Origin of the sequence: Methylococcus sp. S1M, assembly GCF_051295855.1 — a bacterium.
GTDB lineage: Bacteria > Pseudomonadota > Gammaproteobacteria > Methylococcales > Methylococcaceae > Methylococcus > Methylococcus capsulatus.
Genome location: NZ_JBPDXO010000002.1, coordinates 511,063 through 535,289 on the forward strand (window position 1 = coordinate 511,063; position 24,227 = coordinate 535,289).

Sequence of the window (24,227 nt, forward strand, 5' to 3'; positions counted from 1 at the left end):
ACTCCCTGCGCCGCCTCCCTTGCCGGGTCTTCCGCACCCTTGAAGGTGGCCAGCGGATCAGCGTGAAATCGGCGCCAGATAGCCTAGGAACTGCTCGGTGCAACGGTCCCAGGTGAAGCGCTCTGCAAATTTCCGGCAGTCCTCGCTCCGCAGCTCCAGTGCGCGCAGCGCGGCGGCACGTAGATCGTGGTCGAGACACCCCACCGAGGGGTCGGTGATGACATCCTGCGGCCCCGGTACCGGATAGGCGGCGACGGGGACACCTGCCGCCAGGGCTTCCAGCATGACCAGCCCGAAGGTGTCGGTCCGGCTGGGGAAGACGAAGACGTCCGCCGCCGAGATCGTCTCGGCCAAATCCAGGCCGCAGCGATAACCGAGGAAGCGCACGTCCGGATAACGCTTCTGGAGCTCGGTCCTGGACGGTCCGTCGCCCACCACGTACTTCACGCCGGGAAGATCGAGCCTCAGGAAATCGTCCAGTCCCTTCTCCACGGCGAGGCGTCCCACATACATGAATACGGGACGGACGTCGTCGATCCGCGCCTTGCCTCGCGGCGCGAAAAGCGTCGTATCGACGCCTCGGGACCACAGCACCAGATTACGGAACCCCCTGGCGCGGAGATCGCTGACCTGGGTTGGCGTCGGGGCCATCACCCGCACGCTGGGACGATGGAACCAGCGCAAGGCCGCATACCCCCAGCGCAAGGGGAGCCCGGTCCGCAGATTCACATATTCGGCGAAACGGGTATGAAAGGATGTCGTAAACGGCAGCCGCCGTTGCAGGCAATAACGACGTGCCGCCATTCCCAGCGGGCCTTCGGTCGCGATGTGGATGGCATCCGGCGCGAAGGCGTCGAGTTGCGACGGCAGCCTGGAACCGCAACCCAAGGCCAGCCGGATCTCGGGATAGCCGGGGCAAGGCCAGTTCCGATAGCAATCCGGTGTGAACGTCTCGACCTGGTGCCCGCGCTGCCGGGCTCCCTCGCATATCCGGCTCAACGTCGTGACGACACCGTTAACCTGCGGTCGCCAGGCGTCGCTTATCAGTGCCAGTTTCACGCTTGGTATCCTCGAGCAGGAAGGCGCTTTCATAGACCCAGCGCACGACCTTCAGCTCACCGGCCGGCGTTTCCACCAATGCCGTGCAGCTTTCCACCCAATCGCCGCAATTGGCATAGGTCAGGCCGTCGACCTCGCGCAGCGCGGCATGGTGGATATGCCCACACACCACGCCATCCAGCCCCCGGCTCGCCGCTTCCCGCATCAGCACTTCCTCGAAGCGGCAGATGACATTCACGGCATTCTTCACCTTGTGTTTGATGAAAGCGGAAAGCGACCAATAAGGGAAACCGAGCCTGCGGCGCCCCCAATTGAACCAGCGGTTGAATGCCAGCAGCACTTCATAGGCCTCGCTGCCGAGCACGGCCAGCCACTTGGTGCTGCAGACCACACCATCGAACTCGTCGCCGTGCAATACCAGCAGGCGCCGCCCGTCTTTAGTCTCATGCACGACGCGATCGACGACCTCCACGCCTCCGAACAGACTGCCGGTGTAATCGCGCAGCATTTCGTCGTGGTTACCGGGTACGTAGACGACCCTCACACCGCGTTTGGCGCGATCCATGACGGCGCGCAGAATTTCCGAATGCATCGGCGGCCAGTGCCACCCTGATTTCAGTTTCCACAAATCGAGGATATCGCCGACCAGATAGAGCGTGTCGCAGCGGACATTCTTGAGAAAATCCACCAGATACTCGGCTTTGCAACCGCGGGTACCCAAATGGACATCGGAAATCCACACCGTTCTATAATCCAGAGCCATTAAGACCACCTCATTCAGCCGGATCGGTAAACGGTCACAAGGTAACCACCGTGTATTACAAAGCCGTCATGATTTGATGACAGTTTCAGGATTCGGAAGCCGTGACACCGCGGAACAGCGATTATTCACCGGGCAGAAATGAGATGGTCATTTCCTTGTCATTCCTGAACGCTAGAGTCTTGCCCGACTCACGTCGTCTCGAGACCGAGTTTCGGGCAAACCCGCCCCCGGAGGGTTCTTTTCGAACGACCGCCCCCGCGCACAGACGCCCCCGTCAAACCGCGGCCATTCCGGGGAATCGGCTGGACCTGCCCGAAGAGGCGGAAGCTAAGACGACCCGCCCGGGACGGCCGATGTCTGGCTCAACGCATCCCGCAGGGCCATCTCCAGCTCGGGACATCTGAACCGAAAACCGGACTCCAGCAGACGGGCCGGCAAGACCCGCTGGCTGCCCAGCAGGAGACCGCTCATTTCTCTTCCCATCAGTGCTCGGACAAGGCGGGCGGGAACGACGAGGAACGCGGGCTTGCCAAGCAAGCCCGAAAGGGTTTCGGTAAACCGGCGGTTGGTGACCGGATTCGGTGCCGTAGCGTTGAAAATCCCCGAAAATTCCGGTGTGGCGATCAACCACCGTACGATGGCGATGTAGTCGCGCAGACAGATCCACGACACCCATTGCTCGCCGCTGCCGATGCGAGCCCCGAGTCCGAGACGGAACAGCGGCAACAAGGGCGCGAGAAAACCGCCCGAGGCCCCCATCACCAACCCGGCCCGCAGGATGCAGACACGAACGCCGAACTCGGTGGCGCGCAGCGCAGCCGACTCCCAGGCCTCGCATAACCGATGCCCGAAACCGTCGGCAGGGGCCGAGGATTCATCCAAAATGCGATCTCCCTGATCGCCATAGAAACCGACCGCCGAACCGCTGATTAGCAATTTCGGTTTGACCTTGGCGCGCTCAATGTAATCGACCAGGGATCGGGTCAGCTCGACCCGGCTATCCCACAGAAGCCTCTTGCGCGCATCCGTCCAGCGTGGACCGACGAGCGGTTCGCCCGCCAGGTTGATCACGACGTCGAACACCAAGGAATGAGAAAGGTCTGAGAACGCGGTGATTGCGGTGACACCCAGGCCACAGCGGTCGCGAACACGGTCTGGTCGGCGGCTGAGCACGACCAGTCGCGCCCCGCTGCCGCCGAGTTCCTGGCACAGCCGACTGCCGATGAAACCGGTCCCGCCTGTCACAAGGACTCGCATCATCGCCCTCCCCGTCCCGCACCGTCGCAGGCCGTAATCATGGCGGCACCACCGATCGTTGGACCGGCGCTCCCTCCTCCCTGAAGACAGTTGCAGAAAACGCAAGGACCGCGTGCATCGAATTCTCGCCGGCCCATTTCGGGGGCTCTGACGGCGCCCCTGAGGAGAATCACGCTCTATGGCCCGAGTTCCGCCACATCACGTGAGAAACATGAAACGTTTGATATGTGCGTGGCAAGGAAGGAACACGGACCTCGCGCCCCCAGCTTGCCACACCACGGGGAGACCTCTTATTGATTGCTGCCGTCTTCGTCCTTGAAGACCCAACGAACGAAAAAGAACGCGATCGCGACAATGGCGATGGTGACGACGATCCCCGTCGGCGATCTCATCTTTTCAACCAGATCAAGTATAGCTCCCATGTATTGTACCTGCCTTGTAGTGTAATGATTCGAAAGAAATAGATATCAGATTGGGGTCTGAATGCTACCGGCCCGTAATGTTACCTTGCCACCATCTCCTGTCAAGAAAAACGACCCGATCGAGGAACGGACGGGCTGGAAGATACAAAAAACCCGGGCGTCGACACCCGGGTTTTGAAAGACGATTCGCTCTGTACGAGTCCGACCCGTATTGTTAGGTATTGTGACTCGAGGTCGGAGTGACGAACTTTACAGAGACGGGGAAGCGATGGTGCTGGAGATCTTCTGCTTGTCACCGTCCGGCGAGTTGCCGCAACCGACAACGACCAGAGACATCATGACAACGCCCAGGGCGCACAGTACTTTCTTCATAGATCCTCCTCAATTAACAATGGGTTAGAGTTGTGCTTTTATTGTTGGTGCCGTTAGCACGGCTGATTTTATAAAGCACATTCCTGAAAAACGCAAGCCCCGGAAACGGGCATCGGCGCCCGTGGACGGGCCGGACACAGCCGCGGCTTCCATTGACTTGCGCCGACGCATTTCTATAGAATTACGCGTTTACGCGAATCCCTCTCAGGAGCACCTGAACATGTACGCTGTTATCCAGACTGGCGGCAAACAATACCGCGTCCAACCCGGCGACAAGGTGAAGGTCGAGTCCCTCGATGCCGAAGCCGGTCAAGAAGTTGCCTTCGAAAAAGTCCTGCTGATCCAGTCCGATGACGGGGTCAAAATCGGCCAGCCCTTCGTCTCGGGCGGCAAGGTGACCGGCACCGTCGTCGCCCACGGTCGCCACCCAAAAATCCGGATCATCAAGTTCCGTCGCCGCAAGCATCACATGAAGCAGGCCGGACATCGCCAGAACTACACCGAAGTCCAGATCAACGAAATCTCGGCGTAACCCCCTACGGAGAGACATCCATGGCACACAAGAAAGCAGGCGGCAGCTCCCGCAACGGCCGCGACTCCGAATCCAAGCGACTGGGCGTCAAGCGCTTCGGCGGCCAGGTCGTCCGGGCCGGCAACATCATCGTTCGTCAGCGCGGCACCCACTTCCACCCCGGCGACAATGTCGGCTGCGGCCGCGACTACACCCTGTTCGCGCTGACCGAGGGCCGCGTGGAATTCAAGGTGAAGGGTCCGGCAGGCCGTAAGTACGTCTCGGTGATCCCCGCCTGAACGACTCCGGCGCGCAACACCGCTCAGGCCCAGCTCGTCTGGGCCTTTTAGTTGATATCCATGAAATTCGTTGACGAAGCCGAAATTCGGGTCGATGCCGGCGACGGCGGCAACGGCTGCATCAGTTTCCGGCGCGAAAAGTACATTCCTTTCGGCGGCCCCGACGGCGGCGACGGCGGCGATGGCGGCAGCGTTTACCTGGTCGCTTCGGACAACCTCAACACGCTCGCCGACTTCCGCTTCCACTCCCATTTCCGCGCCCAGCGCGGCGAGAACGGCTCCGGCAACAACTGCACGGGAAAAAGCGGCGAGGACTGCTTCATCCATGTCCCCACCGGCACGATCGTGACGGACGCCGACACCGGTGAACACATGGGAGACCTGACCCGCTCCGGCGATCGCCTGCTGGTCGCCCGAGGCGGCTTCCACGGCATCGGCAACGCCCGCTTCAAGAGCAGCACCAACCGCGCACCCCGGCGAGCCACCCCTGGAACACCGGGCGAGCGCCGCACCCTGCACCTCGAACTCAAACTGATCGCTGACGTCGGCCTGCTCGGCATGCCCAATGCCGGCAAATCCAGCCTGATCCGCGCGGTATCCGCCGCCCGCCCCAAGGTCGCCGACTATCCCTTCACCACCCTCCACCCCAATTTGGGTGTCGTGCGGGTCGGAGATCAGCGCAGCTTCGTCATGGCCGACATTCCCGGACTGATCGAAGGCGCCGCCGAAGGGGCCGGCCTCGGCGTGCAATTCCTCAAGCACCTGACCCGGACCCGTCTGCTGTTGCACGTGGTCGACATCGACCCCTACGAAACGGGCATCAACCCCGTCACCGCGGCACGAAAAGTCATCGCCGAGCTGTGCAAATGGGGCCACGGACTGGAGGAGAAGCCACGCTGGCTGGTACTGAACAAGATCGACCGGTTGGCGCCGGAGCTCCTGGAAAGCCGCTGCCGGGAAATCATCGACGGCCTGCACTGGACCGATCCGGTTTACCGGATCTCCGCCATCCAGGGCGAAGGGCTCGACCGCCTGACCCGTGATGTCATGCGGTTCCTCGAGCAGCAGGAGAGGAGATCGGATGCAGAGCAGGAATGAGCTCCCTGGCAGCCGGCGCGTCATCGTCAAGATCGGCAGCGCCCTGCTGACCGCAGGCGGCAAAGGACTGGACCAACCTGCCATCGGCCAATGGGTGCAGCAGATCGCGGAACTGCGCCAGCAGGGGATCCAGGTGGTGCTGGTTTCCTCGGGCTCGGTCGCCGAAGGCATGTCGCGGCTGGGCTGGAAGACCCGGCCGCACCGGCTGAATGAGCTCCAGGCCGCCGCCTCGGTCGGCCAGATGGGGCTGGTGCAGACTTACGAAAGTCTGTTCAAGCGGCACGGCCTGCAGACAGCGCAGATCCTCTTGACCCACGACGACCTGTCGAACCGGGAGCGCTATCTCAACTCGCGCAGCACCATACTCACATTACTCGAGCTCGGAGTCATCCCGGTCATCAACGAAAACGACACCGTCACCACGGAAGAAATCCGCTTCGGCGACAACGACACGCTGGGTGCGCTGGTGGCGAATGCGGTCGAGGCCGATCTGCTCATCATTCTGACAGACCAGGCCGGACTGTTCGAGCGCAACCCCTCGCTCGACCCTTCGGCCCCGCTGGTCCCCCAAGCCGGTATCAACGATCCCCGGCTCAATGACATGGTCGGGGACAGTCTGAGCGGTCTGGGCCGGGGAGGCATGATTACCAAGCTACGTGCGGCACGGCTGGCGGCCCGGTCGGGAACGGCCACGGTGATCGCCAGCGGCAGGGAAAGCAGAGTGCTGCCTCGCATTCTCGACGGAGAAGAGCTGGGCACACTGCTGATTCCGGACGTTTCCCCTCTGATCGCCCGCAAGCGCTGGATGGCCGGACAGCTCAAATTGAAAGGATGTTTCGTAGTCGACGAAGGCGCCGCAAGGGTATTGCGGGACGCCGGGAAGAGCCTGTTGCCGATCGGCGTAATCGCCGTGGAGGGCGAATTCCGGCGCGGCGACCTCGTAGCCTGCACGGATTCCGCGGGCCAGGAAATCGCGCGCGGACTGACCAACTACAGCGCTGAAGAAGCCCGTCTCATCATGCGCCAGCCGAGCACGCGGATCGAGGAGATCCTGGGATACGTGGACGAGCCAGAACTCATCCACCGCGACAATCTGGTGTTGAGCTGAAATGGAGAGTCGGGCAGCGATTCCTGCCCGATCTCCCTGATGAGATTCAGGACGCAGCCTGCAGCGCCAGCGCCTTCACGCGGGCATTCAGACGGCTCTTGCTACGCGCAGCCTTATTACGATGGATCAGACCCTTGTTCACCGACGAGTCAATGATGGGTACCGCCTGCCGGAATGCTTCCTGCGCCTTCGTCAGATCGCCGGAATCCACCGCCAGAATGACTTTCTTGATATAGGTGCGCAGACGGCTGCGCAGAGCGGCATTGTGTGCACGGTTGTTCTCCGCCTGCCGAGCGCGCTTTTTCGCGGAAGCGATATTAGCCAAGGTCGACCTCTCCTGGGTTGCAACTTCAAGAAAAGTTGGGGATTGTCTTCAGCTTTCCCGTCAGTGTCAACCACAAATTCACCGTCGGCGAGGCATCCGGCCCGCTGTTTGATTATACTTTACCTTTTTGCTGGAGCCGAACGCTGAGCCGACGGTTGCTGAAATCCACCGCCATGGTGGGTTCCATGACACTGATTTCACGTCTGCTGGGCTTCGTCCGCGACCTGATCATCGCGCGGACCTTCGGTGCCGACGCGGCCACGGACGCGTTCTTCGTCGCCTTCAGGATACCCAATTTTCTACGCCGGCTTTTTGCCGAAGGCGCTTTCTCACAGGGGCTGGTGCCCGTCCTCTCGGAACTGCGCGTCAGCAGTGACGCTGCGACTGTGCGGCAGACCATCGCCCGCATGGCGGGTACACTGGGGCTGGTGGCGGCCCTGCTCACCTGCCTGGGCATGGCTGCTGCGCCTGTCCTGACCTTTCTGTTCGCTCCGGGTTTCCAGGCCCAGCCTTTCCAATTCGGCCTGACGGTGGAGATGCTGCGCATCACCTTCCCGTACCTCTTCTTCGTCACGCTGACGGCGTTCGCCGGCGGCGTTCTGCATACCTGGGGACAATTCGCGGTCCCCGCGTTCACCCCGGCCCTGCTCAACCTGGCGATGATCGCCGCGGCCCTGTGGCTGGCGCCGCTGTTGGACTTGCCCGTGGAGGCTCTGGCTTGGGGTGTTTTCGCCGCCGGCTTGCTGCAACTGGCCTTTCAGCTTCCTTCGCTGTGGGGCATTCGCCAGTTCTCCCTGCCTTGCCCGGTCTGGCGGGACCGGGAGGTCCTGCGCATGTTCAAACTGATGGGGCCGGCGATCCTTGGCGTCTCCGCGACCCAGATCAACCTGCTCCTGGACACGCTGGTGGCATCGTTCCTGGTCTCCGGTAGCGTATCCTGGTTATATTACTCGGACCGGCTGGTGGAATTGCCGCAAGGGCTCCTGGGCGTGGCCATCGGAACGGCCATCCTGCCGCACCTGGCCGCCGGCCATCTCGACCATGACCGCGACGGCTTCTCCCGGACGCTGGACTGGGCGCTGCGCTGGGTCGTCCTGCTGGGGCTGCCCGCCACACTGGGACTGATGATTCTCGCCAAACCGCTGGTATTCACCCTGTTCGAACACGACGAATTTTCTGACCACGACACGGAAATGGCGAGCCGCAGCCTGATCGCTTACGCGGCCGGACTGCCAGGCGCCATCGCCGTCAAGGCGCTGGCCTCCGGATTCAGCGCCCGCCGGGACGTCCGCACCCCTTTGCGGTATGGTCTGTACGCGATCGCAGCCAATGGCGTGCTGGCCCCGGCCCTGGCTTTTCTGCTGGCTCCCTACGGCTGGGGACACGCGGGCCTGGCTGCCGCGACCGCGGCGGCGACCTCACTCAACGCAGCGCTGCTGCTCCGCAAACTGCTGGCCGAAGGCAGCTATCGGCCGGACGCCTCCTGGCGCCGCTACGGGACCCATCTGGTCATCGCGAATATCGCGATGGGCGCGCTGCTCACCCAAGCCATCGAGTCGCCTTGGGCCGACGCGTCCGTGTCCGAACGCATCCTCCGTCTCGGCCTGTGGATAGCGGCCGGATTCGCCGTCTACTTGGTCAGCTTGCTGCTGGCGGGCCTGCGTCCCCGTCACCTGCTCCTTTCCGAAAAGGCGTGAATCCGATCATGCGCGTCATTCATGGCCTCTCCGGTACGATATGCCCTCCCGCCTGCGTCGCCAGCATCGGCAACTTCGACGGTGTCCACCTGGGACATCAGACCTTGGTCCGGCGGCTGACCGAACAAGGACATCGTCTCGGCCTGCCGGTTGCCCTCGTTCTGTTCGAACCGCAGCCACGTGAATTCTTCGACCAGGATCAGTCCCCTCCCCGTTTGATGCGGCTGTCGGAGAAACTGACCAGACTCGCCGAGCTGCCGGTCGACTGGGTACTGCTGCTGCGTTTCGACGAGAAACTCGCCACTCTGGCGCCGGCTGACTTCGTCCGGCGGATACTGGCCGAACGCCTGCACGTCCGGCATCTCATCGTCGGCGACGACTTCCGTTTTGGCCGGGGCCGCAGCGGAGACCATGAACTGCTGTGCCGGCTCGGGCGGCTCCACGGCTTCGCGGTGAGCGACACCGAATCGGTGACGGTGGGTGGCATCCGCGTCAGCAGCACACGGGTACGGGAGGCGCTCGGACGAGGCGACATGGCCGGCGCGGCGACCCTGCTGGGCCGCCCCTATGCCCTGCGCGGACGCGTGGTCCACGGTGACCAGCTCGGCCGTCGGCTGGGCTTTCCCACCGCCAACATCGAGCTGGGGCGTGAAAACATTCCGGTGCAAGGCGTATTTGCCGTTACAATGTCGGGCATTTCAGCCGAACCCTGGCCTGGCGTGGCCAACATCGGCATCCGGCCAACCGTCGGCGGCCACCGCAAGGCCATGCTGGAAACCCATTTGTTCGATTTCGCCGGCGACCTGTACGGGCGCCGGGTGGAAATCCATCTGCACTACAAACTTCGCGACGAGATGCGGTTCGCCAACCTCGAAGAACTGAAGGAACAGATCGCCTGCGATGCGGCTGCCGCGCGCAGCCATTTCGCGGCAGGCTGACCCGATACACGACTGCAGACTTTCGACCATGGATTACAAGAGCACTCTCAACCTCCCCCAGACACCGTTCCCGATGAAAGCCAATCTGGCACAGCGGGAACCCGAACAGATCGAGCGCTGGCGCACGCTGGATCTCTACAGGAAGGTGCGGTCCCGGCGTGCTGGCCGGGACAAGTTCATCCTGCACGACGGCCCGCCCTATGCCAACGGGGAAATCCACATCGGCCATGCGGTCAACAAGATCCTCAAGGACTTCATCGTCAAGAGCAGAACCCTGAGCGGTTTCGACGCCCCCTACGTACCGGGCTGGGACTGCCACGGCCTGCCCATCGAGCTGATGGTCGAGAAGAAGATCGGCAAGGCCGGCCACAAGGTCAGCCCCGCCGAGTTCCGCAAGGCCTGCCGGGAATACGCCGCGGCCCAGGTCGACCTCCAGCGACGTGAATTCATCCGGCTCGGCGTGCTGGGCGACTGGGAAAATCCGTATCTGACCATGGATTTCCGCTTCGAGGCGGACATCGTCCGGGCGCTCGGCCGGATCGCCGCGCGCGGCCACCTCACCAAGGGCGCCAAGCCGGTCCACTGGTGCCTCGACTGTGGTTCGGCCCTGGCCGAGGCCGAGGTGGAATATGAGAACAAGCATTCACCGGCGATCGACGTGCGCTTCGCCGTGGTCGACGAATTCGGCCTGATGGCGCGGTTCCATACCGCCGACGGCGCGGTCGGCGAGGGCCCCTTGTCGGTGGTGATCTGGACCACCACACCCTGGACCCTGCCCGCCAACCAGGCGGTGGCGCTCAACCCGGAACTGGACTACGTGGTCGTCCAGCGCACCGACATCAAAGAAAGGCTGGTGCTGGCCGATGCGCTGATGAAGGACGTGATGCTGCGCTGCGGCGCCGAGGATTACCGCGTCATCGGCTATTGCAAAGGCGCGGCGCTGGAAGGGGTGCAGCTCCGACATCCGTTCTACGACCGTATCGTCCCGGTGATCCTGGGCGACCATGTCACCCTGGACGCCGGCACCGGCGCCGTCCACACCGCCCCCGGCCATGGCCAGGAGGACTACGCCGTCGGCCAGCGCTACGGACTTGCGGTGGACAACCCGGTCGGCGGCGACGGCCGCTTCCTCCCCGACACCGAGCTGTTCGCCGGCGAACACGTCTTGAGCGCCAATGGTCACGTGATCGAAGTGCTCAAGGAGCGCGGCGCATTGCTGCACGAGGCGCGCATCGAGCACAGCTACCCGCATTGCTGGCGCCACAAGACCCCGGTGATCTTCCGCGCCACCCCCCAGTGGTTCATCGCCATGGACAAGGGCGAGCTGCGCCGCCAGGCCCTGGAGGCCATCGGCCAGGTGCAATGGATACCGGACTGGGGCCAGGCCCGCATCGAGGCCATGGTCGGCAACCGCCCGGACTGGTGCATCTCGCGCCAGCGTACCTGGGGCGTGCCGATCCCGCTGTTCGTCCACAAGGAAACCGGCGCACTGCATCCGGACACCGACCGGCTGATCGAAGAAATCGCAAAGAAGATCGAGACCGCCGGCATCGACGCCTGGTTCGAGCTGGACCCGGCCGAACTGCTGGGCGCGGAAGCGGACCGCTACGGCAAGATCGGCGACACCCTGGACGTCTGGTTCGATTCCGGCGTCACCCACCATGCAGTCCTGGCCCAGAACCCCGATCTCGCCTTCCCCGCCGACCTCTACCTGGAGGGCTCGGACCAGCATCGCGGCTGGTTCCAGTCCTCGCTCATGACCTCGGTCGCGATGAACGGCCAGGCGCCCTACAAGGCGGTGCTGACCCACGGCTTCACCGTGGACGCCGAAGGCAAGAAGATGTCCAAGTCGCGCGGCAACGTGGTGGCACCGCAGAAGGTCATGCAGACCCTGGGGGCCGACGTGCTCAGGCTGTGGGTGGCAGCGACCGACTACCGCGGCGAAATGACGGTGTCCGACGAGATCCTCAAGCGCATCTCGGACGTCTACCGGCGCATCCGCAACACCGCCCGCTATCTGCTGGCCAACCTGGACGGCTTCGACCCTGCCCTGCATCTCGTCAAACCGGAAGACATGCTGGCGTTGGACCGCTGGGTGGTGGACCGTGCCCTTGCGATCCAACAGGAAGTGATCGAAGCCTACGAGACTTACCAGTTCAACACCATCTTTCAGAAGACCCATCACTTCTGCTCGGTGGACCTGGGCAGCTTCTATCTGGACGTGCTCAAGGACCGGCAGTACACCTGCAAGACCGACAGCCTGCCGCGTCGCTCCGGCCAGACCGCGATGTACCACATCGCCGAGGCCATGGTGCGCTGGCTCGCCCCCGTCCTGAGCTTCACCGCCGAGGAGATCTGGCAGTACCTGCCCGGCCAGCGTGAGGAATCGGTGTTTCTCTCCGAATGGTACGACGGCCTGTTCGGCCTCGATGAAAACAGCCGTTGCGACCGCGCATTCTGGGATCAGATGCTGAAGATCCGCGAGGCCGTCAGCAAGGAGCTGGAAATCCTGCGGGTCCGCGGCGAAATCGGCGCCTCGCTGGACGCCGAAGTCGAGCTGTTCTGCGATCCCCCACTGTTCCGGAAACTGAGCGAGGCGGGTGACGAGCTGCGCTTCGTGCTGCTGACCTCCTATGCGACCGTCAAACCGGCGGCGGAAGCCGGGACGGACGCCCTGCCGACCGAAATTCCCGGCCTGGAGCTGAAACTGGCCGCATCCGGCAAGCCCAAGTGCGTGCGCTGCTGGCATCACCGCCACGATGTCGGCACGCACCCTGACCATCCGGAACTGTGCGGCCGCTGTGTGGACAACGTCGCCGGTACCGGCGAGCTGCGGACTTTCGGTTGAGATCGTCCATGTTGAAATGGCTTTGGCTGTCGGTGCTGGTCTTCGCACTCGACCAGCTCAGCAAGCAGATCGTCGACACATCGATGCGGCTGTATGAGACGATCCCACTGCTGCCGGTGTTCCAGCTCACCTACCTGCGCAACCAGGGCGCTGCGTTCAGCTTCCTGAGCGAGGCCGGCGGTTGGCAGCGCTGGTTTTTCATCGCCCTGTCGGCCAGCGCCACGCTGCTGATCACCTACTGGCTCAAGCACATGGACCGGCGGAAAACCTGGGAAGCCGCCGCCTGGGCCCTGGTGCTGGGCGGTGCCGTCGGCAACCTGCTGGACCGGATCGTCTACGGCTACGTCATCGACTTTCTCGACGTGTTCTACGGCGACTGGCACTGGCCGGCGTTCAACGTCGCCGACTCGGCCATCACCGTCGGTATCGGCATGCTGCTGATCGATTCGTTCCGGGGCCGTGCGAACGCCTGAATCTCAAGCGGACGCTAATTCGACCGGCGGCTGAGGCAAGGACGACGTGATCTCGTTCAGGAGGAACGAGACATCCGGGTACCGATTCCGGAACCGGCCCGGTTTGCGGCGCGCCGTCGTGGATGACCGCCGGTTCGGCGGATCTCTGTCGCAGATCGACCGCACCCCTGCGCCCGGACTCGCCCAGAGCGCCGGCGAAGGTTTCCAGGGCAGCCCCGTGACATCGCCGAAATAGGCCTCGCACTCCCTGCCCTATTCCGCTTCGGCGGCCCTGGCACCCTGGGCCTCCAGCGCTAGCTTGCGGAAATGCAGGTTCAGACTTTGCTTCCAATCCATCCGTTCATCTCTCATCTGCGCCAAAGGCCGGCTATCTCGCGCACAGGGACTCCGCATAGCCGTGCCCCCGCAGAAACAGATCGACGGCCGCGCCGACCAGTGAAATTTTTTCAGCTTCGCTGAGACCCTCCTTCTGACCGAGCAGGCAGCGGAAGTGCTCGTCGCCCTTCAGCATCCCCAGAAACAGCCGGGCCGAGACGCCGACATCCGGAATCGCCAGGACTTTCTGGACCGACAGGTCCTCGAGATAGGCCGACAATCTCCGGAGCACCGGCTCGGGGCCGGACCGGTAGACGCGGCCGCCCAGTTCGGGGAAATGCCGCTGCTCGCCGATGATCACCCGGTAAAGCGTCAAGGCGTCTTCGGAATAGATCAAATCCACGAAGGCGCGCGCGATGGCGGTGAGCGCGGCGACCGGATCGCGCACCTCGGTGTGCGCCCAGGCCAAGGTGTTCAACAGCACCTCGCACTGCAGCGAAATCACCGCGGCGAACAGATCCTGCTTGCCCTCGAAATGGCTGTATAAAGTGGCCTTGGCGACCGGCGCCGCTTCGGCGATGGCCTCCATGCTGGCCCCGGCATAGCCGTGCAGGAGAAAAATCCGCTTGGCTGCCAGCAGGATACTCTCGCGTTTGGCAAATCGGACGGTGCTCATCGGTTCTCAAGAGATCGTGCCGGCTTGCGGCCGGATCGGTTCGTCATTATTCTGAACTGAACGCATCAGTTCATTTTTCTCGTTCCGCTTTTCCCCATGGTAAACGCACGCGATGCGACTGCCCATCTCCCCGCGACATCTGCTGCTTCTCGCCGGCTTGGCGTCCCTGAGTACGGGCGGCGCAGCGTACTGGCTCGAGACCATACTCCCCTACGAAACCACTGACAACGCTTACCTCAAGGCACACCTCATCCTGCTCAGTTCCAGGGAAACGGGCTACGTGAAAGAGGTGTTGCTCCAGGACAACCAGCAGGTGAGGAAAGGGGACCTCCTGGCGGTGATAGACGATCAGGAATTCAAGGCGCGCGTCGCCGAAGCCGGCGCCGAGGTGGCGGCGACCGCGGCGCGCATCGAAGCCCTGGAATCCGAGAAACGGACCCAGGCGGCCAGGGTCCGCGAAGAAGACGCCAACATCGCCTCGGCCCTGGCCGACCATGACCGTTCGCGGCGTGACCTGCAACGGCTCGACCGACTGGCCGACGCCGGCGCCGCCTCGGCCCAGTCGCTGGATGGCGCGGAAGCCGCCTACAAACAGGCCAAAGCACTGCTGGACAAGAACCGCTCGGCGCGGGACCAGGCCGAAATCCGCCTGATCGCCCTGGATGCGCTGATCGCCGAAACCCGGGCCCAGCTGCAGCGGGCCCAGGCCCGGCTGGAATTGGCCCGGATCGACCTGGAAAACACCCGCATCCTCGCCCCCATCGACGGGACGGTAGGAAATCTGAGCATTCAGGTCGGCCAACTCCTCCAGCCCGGTAGCGTCATTGCCTATCTGATCCCGGCGGACGGAGTGTTCGTCGAGGCCAACTTCAAGGAAACCCAGATCGAACACCTGCGGATCGGCCAGACGGCGAGCGTCGTCGTGGACGCCTATCCCGACCGGCCGTTCGAGGCGGTGGTGGACAGCCTGGCGCCCGCCAGCGGATCGGAATTCAGTATCCTGCCGCCGGAGAATGCCACCGGCAATTTCACCAAAATCGTCCGCCGGCTTCCGGTCAAGCTGGCCTTCGCCCCCGGTACCGACCTCAGTCTCCTCAAACCCGGCCTGTCGGTGCAAGTCAGTATCAAAGTGCGCTGAATCGGCATGACCGAGATCGAGAACGTCCCTCTCCGCGCCTGGATCGGCTTTTTCGGGATGGTGTTGGGAGTCTTCATGGCGATCTTGGACATCCAGATCGTCGCCAGCTCGCTGGAGCAGATCCAGGCCGGCCTCGCCGCCACCTGCGACGAGATTACCTGGGTGCAGACCGCTTACCTGATCGCCGAAGTGGTCGTCATCCCGCTGTCCGGGTGGCTGAACCGCGCCCTCTCGACCCGCTACCTGTTCGTGTCGTCCTGCGGCGGTTTCACCTTGACCAGCCTGTGCTGCGCGCTGGCGTGGAACCTCCCCTCGATGATCGCGTTCCGGGCCCTGCAGGGCTTCTTCGGCGGGGCCATGATCCCGACCGTATTCGCGGTGATTTACACCCTGTTCCCGCCCCGCCAGCAGGCGACCATGGTGATCGTGGTCGGCCTGGTGGTGACGGTGGCCCCCACCGCCGGCCCCGTACTCGGCGGCTATCTGACCGAAGTCCTGTCCTGGAAGGCCCTCTTCCTGGTCAATCTGCTGCCGGGCGTGCTGGCCTGCCTTTCGACCTGGTTCCTCGTGGAGGTAGACCAGCCGGAATGGACGCTGCTCAAACGCGTCGATTTTCCCGGCATCCTCTACATCGGCGTTTTTCTGGGCAGCCTCCAATTCGTCCTGGAAGAAGGCATCCGCGAGGAATGGTTCGATAGCCGAGAGATCGTGTTCTTCAGCGCCGTCGCGGTAATGGCCGGCGGCGCCATGTTCTACCGCGAGCTGCGCATCGAGGAACCCATCGTCGACCTGTGGGCGTTCCGTAACACCAATTTCGCGGTCGGCTGCCTGTTCAGCTTCATCATCGGCATCGGGCTCTATACCCTCATCGCGCTGACGCCCATCTATCTTTCCACGGTGAAAGGCCTCAACAGCCTGCAGATCGGGCAGTACCTGATGGTCACCGGCATGTTCCAGTTCGCCTCGGCTTTCGTGGCGGGACCCTTGGCGAAGCGGATGGACTCGCGTCTGATGTTGGCGCTGGGTCTCTCCCTCTTCGGACTGGGCTCATGGCTGAACGGAAGCCTGAACCACGACTCCGGCTACTGGGAATTCTTCGGGCCCCAGGCCCTGCGCGGCTTCGCCCTGATGTTCGCCTTCCTGCCCATCAATTCGCTGGCGCTGGGAACCCTGCCACCAGAGGAGGTCAAGAATGCCAGCGGGCTGTACAACCTCACCCGCAATCTGGGCGGCGCCATCGGCATCGCCGTCGCCAATACCCTGATGATCCGCTGGGACAAAGCGCATTATGCCGCCCTGCGCGATTCCGTCACGCCGGGTTCTCCACAGGCCGACGCCCTGCTGACGCGGCTGGAAGCCCAGGCCGCCCTGCTCCGCGTCTCCGATCCCGCCGACGCCGCACTCAAGCAACTCTACGGACTGGCCATGCGGGAGGCTCAGATCATGACCGTCAACGATTTGTTCCACGTCCTCGGCCTGCTGTTCTTCGCCTCTCTCCTCCTGATGCCGCTGGTCAGAAAAGTCCGGCAGGATGCCGGGGACACCGGCCTGCACTGAGCCAGCACCAAACCCTCGTTCGCAATACAAAGACCGGCACCCGGACGCCGCGGTGCGCGGTTTCGCTCAGTTCAGCGCGGTATCACACGACATGGTTTTTGCGCTGATGTGCAATTGGTATTGATTTTCATGGAGTTTCCTCCTGGCTCGATTACTGCTATGGCGCAGCGACGAAGCCCCCGCTCGCCGTCCGCGGGACAACAATCAATAAATTACGGAGGAACCGTGACTACCCCAAGCCATGCACCATCATCATTGCTTCGCAGCGGCCCGCTCGTCGCGGGGCTGCTGCTGACGCTGGCCGCCACTCTGGCTCCCGAGGCCGCCGCGGCCGCGGCCAAGCTCAAGATCAAGGCCGCGTGGTCGGACAAGACCGGCACGCTGACGATCAAGGGCAGCGCCAAGGGCAACAGCGGTCCGGTCGACGTCTACGACATCAACGGCCGCCGCCTGGGCAGCGGCCAGGGCGCCAGCTTCGCCCTCACCCTGGGCCGCCAGGACCTCGCCAACGTGCCTTGCGCCGTGCGGGTCGAGGCGGGCGGCACGGAAGCGGTCAAGCCGGTGAAGGGAGCCCCCAAATCCTGCACCGGCGTTCCCACCTGCAGCATCACGAGCCCGGCCGATGGCGCGTCGCTCCAGATCGGCGTGCAATCCCATTTCGAGGCCACCGCCAACAGCAGCGACCCCGCGGCGCAACCGCTCAGATACGAGTGGGATTTCGCGGGCGGCGCCTGGGGACACCCCACCGATCTGATGGCGATGGCGACCTTCATCCGCGACAACAGCCGTTACCGGGTGCGCTTCAGCGCCACCGACGCCAAGGGCCGGCGCTGCGAGGATGCGGTCGAGGTCGTCGTGGGCACCCCGCCCGCAGGCTTGCCGGGCAAGGTTTCCGAACGGCCGGCGCCCAGGTTCGGCGGGGAACTGGACGGCACGCCGGACGACCTCGCTGTGCTGCCCTTCGAGGACTGGACCATGCAGCACACCACCGACGCCAAGACGATGCCCAACGACTACGTGTCGTTCAATCCGCTGATCAGCACGATGAACGCCTACGTATACAAGAAGGCCAGGCTACCGGTCCCGCTCGCCGGCGATGCCGTGACAGTCGACTATTCGGCCGCATCCAACCCGAGCGATCCGGTGGGCTCCAACTCGATCAACTCCACCAGCCAAAACTGGCCGGTTGGGGCGTCGTTGATGGAGGCGGCCGTGCAGAAAACGGACCTGTGGGAGACCTTCACCCGCACCGATTTCGCGGACGTCGACCTGAGCAAATACATCAACGGCTCGTGGATCATGGACCCCTGGAAGAAAGGTGGCCAGCCGCAGCCGGACGAAGGGTATTTCAAATACAAGGCCGTGACCAACAGGGACGGCGGCAAGGTCTACGGTTCGGTGCCGGACAGCGACCCGAACAACAGCGACCACGGCCGCTACATGCCCGGCATCGCCCAGCCGTACCAAGCCAACGACCCGCAGGCGTTTTCCAAATTCCTGGACAATGAGCAACGGTTCGCGGCCATCACGATCCCGATGACGGACATCGACGACCAGGGCCGGGTCAACCCCTTCCCGCTCCTGCGGGTGGAGGCGAAACAGAACGGCCAGACGCTCGCCAGCACCGACGCCGTCCTCAGCAATTCCAGGGACCACCACTGCCGGGAATGCCATGCCAAGGGCGGCATCGCCGCGCCCGAGAACCCGCCGCAGACCAAGGCCGCATGCCGTTCCAGTCCCTTCGGCGCGATTTCCGACGAACGCCGCAAGCGCATGGGCAGAGCGGCTTATCCGCCGTGCGAGGAAAAGCCCGTTTATTATTCGGTTTCGGACTTCGGCGGCGATCCCAACAGCGTCTTCGACCAGGAGTACGCCGCCGCCCTCAATTATTCCAGCATCCACGAGTTCTACGACGGCCTCTATTTCCTGGATCAGATGCTGCACGGTGTAAAGGACCACATGTCCGGCAAGGTCATCGCCGACCGTCCGTCCCCCTGCTATGGCTGCCATGCCACGGCGATGCTGTTCGTACCCTTCAAGCAGGACTGGTGGGACGTCGACGGTTTCAAGGTGAATGATCCGGTCTACGAACCGAACTACTCGATCGCCATGCACCGCTTCCACGGCGAACTGCAATGGAACGACAGCAAGACCGATATCGTCCGCGACGACAAGGGCATGTACGTGCGCTGGGATTGGAAAACCAAGGGCCGCAACACCAGGACACTGTTTCCGGTGTTTGACGCCAACGGCAATCAACTGCCGATGGAGGAAAACTGCCTGAAATGCCATGCCGGCCACCGCGAGCAGCTGTACCGGGACCGCATGTATACCGCCGGCGTCACCTGCTACGACTGCCATGGTGACATGCTGGCGGTGGGCGAGGCCTTCCCCAAGAACTATCTGGCCAACAAAGACAAAGTCGGTTCGGTCGAACGCGACGACTACCGGGTGCCCTGGTTCGACGAAACGGACTGTGGCTCCTGCCACGTCGGCAACGGCAACCTCGGCAAGGACGGCTCCGGCGGCTTCTTCAGCGCCGGTGTCATGAAGCGGGCTTTCGACGATGCCGACCTGTCGGCGACGACCCGGCCTGTCGATCGCACCCATCCGGATTCGGTCCGCTTCGCCGTCGCCCCCAAGGAGAACTACAAGGCGACCTTCCCGACGTTGTTCTATTACACCGTCGATCCGACCTCAATGGTGTTCCAGACCAAGATGGTCGACACGAAGATCGACGCGCCGGTATACCGGCACGGCAAGGACAGCCACGGCAACGTCGCCTGCGCGGCCTGCCATGGAGCGGCGCATTCGATCTGGCCCAATCGAGACCCGAGCGCCAACGACAACGTCACCGCGCTGCAGCTTCAGGGCCACACCGGCACCATCCTCGAGTGCAACGTCTGCCACACGGCGGATTCGTTCGCCAAGAAAGAGGATCTGGATGGCGGCCAGTACAGCGGCGACGCCAAAGCCGGCATCCTGGGCGGGCCGCACAACATGCATCCGGTCAACGACCCGTACTGGTGGAAGCAGGCGGAAGGCGACAGCGCCAACGCCGACGGTACCACCTACGGCGGCTGGCACAACGACTACGCCAAGCTGTCCGACGCCAAGGGCGAAGACCAGTGCGCGGCCTGCCACGGCAACGACCACAAGGGCACGCGTCTGTCGAAGACGCCGGTGGACCGGGTGTTCGACTTCCGGGGCTTCGACGGCAAGAAGCTGAAGAAGGCCGGGTTCAAGACCAGGGTCGTGAAAGTGGCCGCCGGCACGCCGATCGGCTGCGATACCTGCCACAGTCTCCAGACCAGCTTCATCGGCTCGCCGGGGCATTGAGGATGCAGCAGGAACGGAAGTCCAACCGCGCCAGGGAGGGCTCGCCACGGCGGAGAAGCTGAGCGGCAGCGGCTTGCTCCCGCATCGGTGCCTCGAGGCGGAAAAACACAAAAAACGGCGGAACCGGACAACCGGTACCGCCGTTTTCATTCATGTCCGATTCGAGGCGGAGACCGATTTCAAGCCGCCGATCCGGCCGGCGATTCGGCTCTTCGCATCGCCCTGGCCGCTTCGACCATGTTCGCCAGCGCCTGCTCCGCTTCCGGCCACTGGCGGGTCTTCAGGCCGCAGTCCGGATTGACCCACAACCGCTCCGGATCGACCGCCGCTGCCGCCTTTTCCAACAGCGCCCGTATCTCGGCCCCGGCCGGAACCCGCGGCGAATGGATGTCGTAGACGCCGGGACCGATGTCGTTGGGATAGCCGAAGGCGCCGAAGGCTTCCAGCAGGTCCATCGCCGAACGACAGGTTTCGATGGTGATGACGTCGGCATCCAGCTCGGCGATGGCCGGCAGGATGTCGCCGAACTCCGAGTAGCACATGTGGGTGTGGATCTGGGTGTCGTCGGCGACGCCACAGGAGGCGAGCCGGAACGCCTTGACTGCCCAGTCCAGATAATCGGCCCGGTCTGCGGCCTTGAGCGGCAGCCCCTCGCGGAAAGCCGGCTCGTCGATCTGGATCGCAGCCACGCCGGCGGCCTCCAGGTCGGCGACCTCGTCCCGGATCGCCAGTGCGATCTGCAGGGCGGTCACCGCACGCGGCTGGTCGTCGCGCGCGAATGACCATTGCAGCATCGTCACCGGCCCGGTCAGCATGCCTTTGACGGGCTTTTTCGTCAGACTCTGGGCATAGCCGATCCATTCCACCGTCATCGGCTCGGGTCTCGCCACATCGCCGTAGATGATCGGCGGCTTGACGCAGCGGGATCCGTAGCTCTGCACCCAGCCGTGCTTGGTGAAGGCGTAGCCGGCCAACCGTTCGCCGAAATACTCCACCATGTCGTTGCGCTCGGCCTCGCCGTGCACCAGCAGGTCCAGCCCCAGCGACTCCTGTTTGTACACGGCCTCGCGGATGGCGGCCCGCATCGCATCCCGGTAGGCGTCCCCGTTCAACTCGCCGCGGCGGTGGGCGGCACGCGCCGCGCGGATCTTCGGTGTCTGGGGAAAGGAGCCGATGGTGGTGGTGGGAAACGGCGGCAGGCGCAGCCGCTCGCGCTGCAGCGGGCTGCGCTCGGCGAACGGCGAGTGGCGGCGGAAATCGGCATCGCTCAGACCCTCCAGCCGCCGTTTGACGCCTGGATCATGAATCAGCGGCGATTGCGCCCGGGTCTGCAGCAGGCGATCCCGCTCGGCGAGTTCCGCGGCGACGGCCTGCCGCCCCAGCCGCAGGCCTTTGTCGATCACGGCCAGCTCTTCCAGCTTCTGCACGGCGAAGGCGAGCCAGTCCTTGATCTCGGGATTCAGCGAGGTTTCCAGCGAGAGATCCTGCGGCACGTGCAGCAGGGAGCAACTGGGCGCCAGCCACAGTCTCTCCCCCAGCACCGCACCGGCGCTTTCCGCCTGCTCCAGCGCGCGACGCAGGTCGGTGCGCCAGACGTTGCGGCCGTCGATCAGTCCCAGGGAAAGCACCTTGTCCGCCGGGAAATCCTTCAGGAAATCGGCGACCTGTTCGGGCGCCCGCACCGCGTCGATGTGCAGCCCGGCGACCGCCGAGGACTTGAGCCATACCGCGTGCTCCGCCACCGAAGCGAAATAAGTCGCCAGCAGCAGCTTGGGACCGGCTTCCGCCAGGGCGGCATAGGCCGGCGCGAAGGCTTCGAGCCATTCCGGCGGCAGATCCATCCCCAGGATCGGTTCGTCCATCTGCACCCAGGGCACACCCGAGGCATGCAGTCGCCGCAGGATCGCGGCATAGGCCGGCAGCAGCCGGGGCAGGAGTTCCAGGCGGCTGAAGCCGGCCTGCCTTTCCTTGCCCAGATGGAGATAGGTCAGAGGCCCGATCAGGACCGGCTTGGGATTGAGCCGCAGCGCCTTGGCCTCCTCCACTTCGTCGAACAGCCATTCCGTGCCCGGACCGAAGCCGGTCTCCCGGTCGAACTCGGGGACGATGTAGTGGTAGTTGGTATCGAACCACTTGGTCATTTCCATCGCCGGCTGTTCGGCATTGCCCCGCGCGAGCTGGAAATACTGGTCCAGGCTCAGGGCATCGGCCTGGAAACCGAAACGCCGGGGCACCGCTCCCAGCAGCGCCGTCATGTTCAGCATCTGGTCGTACCAGGCGAAATCGCCGACCGGCACCAGGTCGATGCCGGAACCGCTCTGGATCATCCAGTGCCGCTCGCGCAACTCCCGGCCGGTCTGCGCCAATTCCGCCGGGCCGGTCCGGCCGGCCCAACAGGCTTCGACGGCCCGCTTCAGTTCGCGCCCGGCGCCGATGCGGGGAAATCCCAGGGAATGTGTGACTGCCATCTCTGCCTCCTCGTGTTCATCGAATTGAGAGCTGGCATGATCGGGATCGGACAATTATTATTCAAACTCAATATTTTCATCATAGTCATCGATTTCATTCATGAAGCCATCTCTGCTGGAACTCCGCCACCTGCAAACCCTGTTGGCTCTGGTGGAAACCGGCACGCTGTCGAAGGCGGCGGCGCGGGTCTTCCTCACCCAGTCGGCCCTCTCGCACCAGATCAAGCAGCTGGAAGACCATTACGGCGTGGCGCTGTTCGAGCGCAAGACCCAGCCCTTGCGCCTGTCGCCCGCGGGCCAGCGCCTGCACGGCCTGGCCGAGACGGTGATGAAGGCGGTGCGGGAAGCCGAACGCGACATCGCCCGCATAGCCCAGGGCAACAGCGGCCAGTTGCGGATCGCAGTGGAGTGCCACACCTGCTTCGACTGGCTGATGCCGGCGATGGACCAGTTCCGCGAACACTGGCCGGAGATCGAACTGGACCTGGTCTCCGGCTTCCACGCCGATCCGCTGGCGCTGCTGCGGGAGGACCGCGCCGAGCTGGTGGTGGTGTCCGAGCCGCAGGCGCACGAGGGCATCGCCTTCCATCCCCTGTTCCGGTTCGAGATCGTGGGTCTGGTGTCGCGCCGGCATCCGCTCGCACCCAGGGACTTCCTGGCACCGGAGGATTTCGCCGAGGAAACCCTGCTGAGCTATCCGGTGCCGGAGGACATGCTGGACATCGTCCGCAAGGTGCTCAAGCCCCGCGGCATCGAGCCCAGGCGGCGCACCGCCGAACTCACGGTCGCGATATTGCAGCTCGTCGCCAGCCGCCGCGGCATCGCCGCCCTGCCCCAGTGGACCGTGCAAAGCTATCTCGATCGCGAATATGTGCTGGCCAAGCCGATCGGCGAAACCGGGCTGTGGAGCGCGCTGTATGCCGCCACCACGGAACGGATGGCGCAATCGGTCTATATGGGGGATTTCCTGGACATCGTGCGCTCCAGCAGCTTCCGCAATCTGCGGGGGCTGCTGCCGCTCACGGAGGAAGATTCGCCGTGAGATCCGGTGACGACAGACGAACGCGTTCACGGTTGCATGAGCCCCGGCAACATGTTTTCATTCCCTGCCATGTTCATGCCGTCGCCCGCGCAAATCCGCCACTCGCTCGCCTGCCGCCTCTGCACGGTACTGAGCCTGTGCGTCTGGCTTTGGTCCTCGGCCGGCACGGTCTGCCTGATGGGCGGCATGCCGCAGGCCGAGCAGGGCGCGGAGCATTGCGCCGGCATGCCGGAGCGAGACACATCCCATCAAGCAACGCCGGACGGCTGCGACAAGCAGGTCTCCTGTTTCGGCCTGCAGGCCGTGGACGAAGACGACGTCGCCATCGACAAGGCCGGCACCGGCCTTGGAGTGAAACTCCTCACGCTCTGCCTGCTGGTCGTCGCCGGCCTGTGGGCCGCGATCCTGCGGCAGCCGGATCGCCACTACCTGCGGCGGTCCCCCCCGCCTCCCAAGGTTCCCGTCGCTCTCCGATTCTGCATTCTGCTGAATTGACGCTCCTTTTCCATCGATGACCGCAGC

At 63.8% G+C, this 24,227-nt stretch carries 20 protein-coding genes; 13 read left to right on the forward strand and 7 right to left on the reverse strand.

Annotated elements, in window-relative coordinates:
- Positions 1–57: 57 nt before the first annotated feature.
- The 4 genes from ACSHWJ_RS05875 to ACSHWJ_RS05890 form a co-directional block, all read right to left on the reverse strand.
- On the reverse strand, positions 58–1,059 hold the full coding sequence (locus ACSHWJ_RS05875) for a glycosyltransferase family 4 protein (RefSeq protein ID WP_432539358.1): 1,002 nt from the start codon (positions 1,057–1,059) through the stop codon (positions 58–60).
- The gene (locus tag ACSHWJ_RS05880) at positions 1,016–1,822 is read right to left on the reverse strand and encodes a UDP-2,3-diacylglucosamine diphosphatase (RefSeq protein WP_432539357.1); all 807 of its coding nucleotides are present in this window, start codon (positions 1,820–1,822) and stop codon (positions 1,016–1,018) included. Before ACSHWJ_RS05880 ends, ACSHWJ_RS05875 begins: the two co-directional genes overlap by 44 nt.
- Positions 1,823–2,149: 327 nt before the next feature.
- Positions 2,150–3,079 (reverse strand): TIGR01777 family oxidoreductase, encoded by a 930-nt coding sequence (locus tag ACSHWJ_RS05885; RefSeq protein WP_026045856.1) that lies wholly within the window; start codon positions 3,077–3,079, stop codon positions 2,150–2,152.
- A gap of 671 nt (positions 3,080–3,750) precedes the next feature.
- On the reverse strand, positions 3,751–3,873 hold the full coding sequence (locus ACSHWJ_RS05890) for a hypothetical protein (protein WP_010961475.1): 123 nt from the start codon (positions 3,871–3,873) through the stop codon (positions 3,751–3,753).
- A 220-nt stretch (positions 3,874–4,093) separates the two neighbouring features.
- On the opposite strand from ACSHWJ_RS05890, the gene rplU reads away from it, so the two are divergent.
- From rplU to proB, 4 genes are read left to right on the forward strand one after another with little or no spacing between them, the layout of a single operon-like run.
- Positions 4,094–4,405 carry a 50S ribosomal protein L21 gene (rplU, locus tag ACSHWJ_RS05895; RefSeq protein ID WP_010961476.1) on the forward strand — a complete coding sequence of 104 codons (312 nt, stop codon included), beginning with the start codon at positions 4,094–4,096 and terminating at the stop codon, positions 4,403–4,405.
- Positions 4,406–4,425: 20 nt separating this feature from the next.
- Positions 4,426–4,683: a 50S ribosomal protein L27 gene (gene rpmA / locus ACSHWJ_RS05900; protein WP_010961477.1), complete on the forward strand. Its 258-nt coding sequence runs from the start codon at positions 4,426–4,428 to the stop codon at positions 4,681–4,683.
- A 60-nt stretch (positions 4,684–4,743) separates the two neighbouring features.
- Positions 4,744–5,781 carry an Obg family GTPase CgtA gene (gene cgtA / locus ACSHWJ_RS05905; protein ID WP_010961478.1) on the forward strand — a complete coding sequence of 346 codons (1,038 nt, stop codon included), beginning with the start codon at positions 4,744–4,746 and terminating at the stop codon, positions 5,779–5,781.
- Positions 5,765–6,889, forward strand: coding sequence for a glutamate 5-kinase (gene proB / locus ACSHWJ_RS05910; protein ID WP_432539356.1), 1,125 nt, complete (start codon positions 5,765–5,767; stop codon positions 6,887–6,889). Before cgtA ends, proB begins: the two co-directional genes overlap by 17 nt.
- A 46-nt stretch (positions 6,890–6,935) precedes the next feature.
- Here proB and rpsT read toward each other — a convergent pair whose 3' ends face one another.
- Positions 6,936–7,214 (reverse strand): 30S ribosomal protein S20, encoded by a 279-nt coding sequence (gene rpsT, locus ACSHWJ_RS05915; protein ID WP_010961480.1) that lies wholly within the window; start codon positions 7,212–7,214, stop codon positions 6,936–6,938.
- 155 nt (positions 7,215–7,369) lie between these two features.
- Here rpsT and murJ point away from each other — a divergent pair, with 155 nt between their 5' ends.
- Genes murJ through lspA form a run of 4 tightly spaced genes read left to right on the forward strand, consistent with a single transcriptional unit; the run spans position 7,370 to position 13,170 of the window.
- Positions 7,370–8,911: a murein biosynthesis integral membrane protein MurJ gene (murJ, locus tag ACSHWJ_RS05920; protein WP_435928704.1), complete on the forward strand. Its 1,542-nt coding sequence runs from the start codon at positions 7,370–7,372 to the stop codon at positions 8,909–8,911.
- On the forward strand, positions 8,908–9,849 hold the full coding sequence (ribF, locus tag ACSHWJ_RS05925; protein WP_435928706.1) for a bifunctional riboflavin kinase/FAD synthetase: 942 nt from the start codon (positions 8,908–8,910) through the stop codon (positions 9,847–9,849). Before murJ ends, ribF begins: the two co-directional genes overlap by 4 nt.
- Positions 9,850–9,877: 28 nt before the next feature.
- Positions 9,878–12,697, forward strand: a complete 2,820-nt coding sequence (gene ileS / locus ACSHWJ_RS05930) for an isoleucine--tRNA ligase (protein ID WP_432539498.1) — start codon at positions 9,878–9,880, stop codon at positions 12,695–12,697.
- Positions 12,698–12,705: 8 nt separating this feature from the next.
- A complete protein-coding gene (lspA, locus tag ACSHWJ_RS05935; protein WP_193375376.1) occupies positions 12,706–13,170 on the forward strand; it encodes a signal peptidase II in 465 nt (154 codons plus the stop codon).
- Positions 13,171–13,537: 367 nt separating this feature from the next.
- On the opposite strand, the gene ACSHWJ_RS05940 is transcribed toward lspA, so the two are convergent.
- The gene (locus ACSHWJ_RS05940; RefSeq protein ID WP_218798105.1) at positions 13,538–14,161 is read right to left on the reverse strand and encodes a TetR/AcrR family transcriptional regulator; all 624 of its coding nucleotides are present in this window, start codon (positions 14,159–14,161) and stop codon (positions 13,538–13,540) included.
- Between the two features lie 112 nt (positions 14,162–14,273).
- On the opposite strand from ACSHWJ_RS05940, the gene ACSHWJ_RS05945 reads away from it, so the two are divergent.
- The 3 genes from ACSHWJ_RS05945 to ACSHWJ_RS05955 all read left to right on the forward strand — a co-directional run bounded on the left by ACSHWJ_RS05945 (position 14,274) and on the right by ACSHWJ_RS05955 (position 20,195).
- Complete coding sequence (locus ACSHWJ_RS05945; RefSeq protein WP_218798106.1) at positions 14,274–15,299, forward strand: HlyD family secretion protein; 1,026 nt, start codon at positions 14,274–14,276, stop codon at positions 15,297–15,299.
- Between the two features lie 6 nt (positions 15,300–15,305).
- A complete protein-coding gene (locus ACSHWJ_RS05950) occupies positions 15,306–16,856 on the forward strand; it encodes a DHA2 family efflux MFS transporter permease subunit (protein WP_218798107.1) in 1,551 nt (516 codons plus the stop codon).
- A gap of 225 nt (positions 16,857–17,081) precedes the next feature.
- Positions 17,082–20,195 carry a cytochrome C gene (locus tag ACSHWJ_RS05955; RefSeq protein WP_432539354.1) on the forward strand — a complete coding sequence of 1,038 codons (3,114 nt, stop codon included), beginning with the start codon at positions 17,082–17,084 and terminating at the stop codon, positions 20,193–20,195.
- 179 nt (positions 20,196–20,374) lie between these two features.
- On the opposite strand, the gene metE is transcribed toward ACSHWJ_RS05955, so the two are convergent.
- A complete protein-coding gene (gene metE, locus ACSHWJ_RS05960; RefSeq protein ID WP_432539353.1) occupies positions 20,375–22,663 on the reverse strand; it encodes a 5-methyltetrahydropteroyltriglutamate--homocysteine S-methyltransferase in 2,289 nt (762 codons plus the stop codon).
- A 100-nt stretch (positions 22,664–22,763) separates the two neighbouring features.
- On the opposite strand from metE, the gene ACSHWJ_RS05965 reads away from it, so the two are divergent.
- Together ACSHWJ_RS05965 and ACSHWJ_RS05970 are read left to right on the forward strand one after the other, a co-directional pair.
- Positions 22,764–23,705, forward strand: coding sequence for a LysR family transcriptional regulator (locus ACSHWJ_RS05965; RefSeq protein WP_218800441.1), 942 nt, complete (start codon positions 22,764–22,766; stop codon positions 23,703–23,705).
- 51 nt (positions 23,706–23,756) lie between these two features.
- Positions 23,757–24,200, forward strand: a complete 444-nt coding sequence (locus ACSHWJ_RS05970) for a hypothetical protein (RefSeq protein ID WP_432539352.1) — start codon at positions 23,757–23,759, stop codon at positions 24,198–24,200.
- Positions 24,201–24,227: the final 27 nt, after the last annotated feature.

Coding starts and splice junctions, on each gene's coding strand:
- cgtA (WP_010961478.1), top strand. CDS start 4,744: ATGAAATTCGTTGACGAAGCCGAAATTCGGGTCGATGCCGGCGACGGC.
- ACSHWJ_RS05965 (WP_218800441.1), top strand. CDS start 22,764: ATGAAGCCATCTCTGCTGGAACTCCGCCACCTGCAAACCCTGTTGGCT.
- ACSHWJ_RS05945 (WP_218798106.1), top strand. CDS start 14,274: ATGCGACTGCCCATCTCCCCGCGACATCTGCTGCTTCTCGCCGGCTTG.
- ACSHWJ_RS05970 (WP_432539352.1), top strand. CDS start 23,757: ATGTTTTCATTCCCTGCCATGTTCATGCCGTCGCCCGCGCAAATCCGC.
- proB (WP_432539356.1), top strand. CDS start 5,765: ATGCAGAGCAGGAATGAGCTCCCTGGCAGCCGGCGCGTCATCGTCAAG.
- ACSHWJ_RS05885 (WP_026045856.1), bottom strand. CDS start 3,079: ATGCGAGTCCTTGTGACAGGCGGGACCGGTTTCATCGGCAGTCGGCTG.
- ACSHWJ_RS05880 (WP_432539357.1), bottom strand. CDS start 1,822: ATGGCTCTGGATTATAGAACGGTGTGGATTTCCGATGTCCATTTGGGT.
- ACSHWJ_RS05940 (WP_218798105.1), bottom strand. CDS start 14,161: ATGAGCACCGTCCGATTTGCCAAACGCGAGAGTATCCTGCTGGCAGCC.
- rplU (WP_010961476.1), top strand. CDS start 4,094: ATGTACGCTGTTATCCAGACTGGCGGCAAACAATACCGCGTCCAACCC.
- rpmA (WP_010961477.1), top strand. CDS start 4,426: ATGGCACACAAGAAAGCAGGCGGCAGCTCCCGCAACGGCCGCGACTCC.
- ACSHWJ_RS05890 (WP_010961475.1), bottom strand. CDS start 3,873: ATGAAGAAAGTACTGTGCGCCCTGGGCGTTGTCATGATGTCTCTGGTC.
- metE (WP_432539353.1), bottom strand. CDS start 22,663: ATGGCAGTCACACATTCCCTGGGATTTCCCCGCATCGGCGCCGGGCGC.
- ACSHWJ_RS05950 (WP_218798107.1), top strand. CDS start 15,306: ATGACCGAGATCGAGAACGTCCCTCTCCGCGCCTGGATCGGCTTTTTC.
- lspA (WP_193375376.1), top strand. CDS start 12,706: ATGTTGAAATGGCTTTGGCTGTCGGTGCTGGTCTTCGCACTCGACCAG.
- ileS (WP_432539498.1), top strand. CDS start 9,878: ATGGATTACAAGAGCACTCTCAACCTCCCCCAGACACCGTTCCCGATG.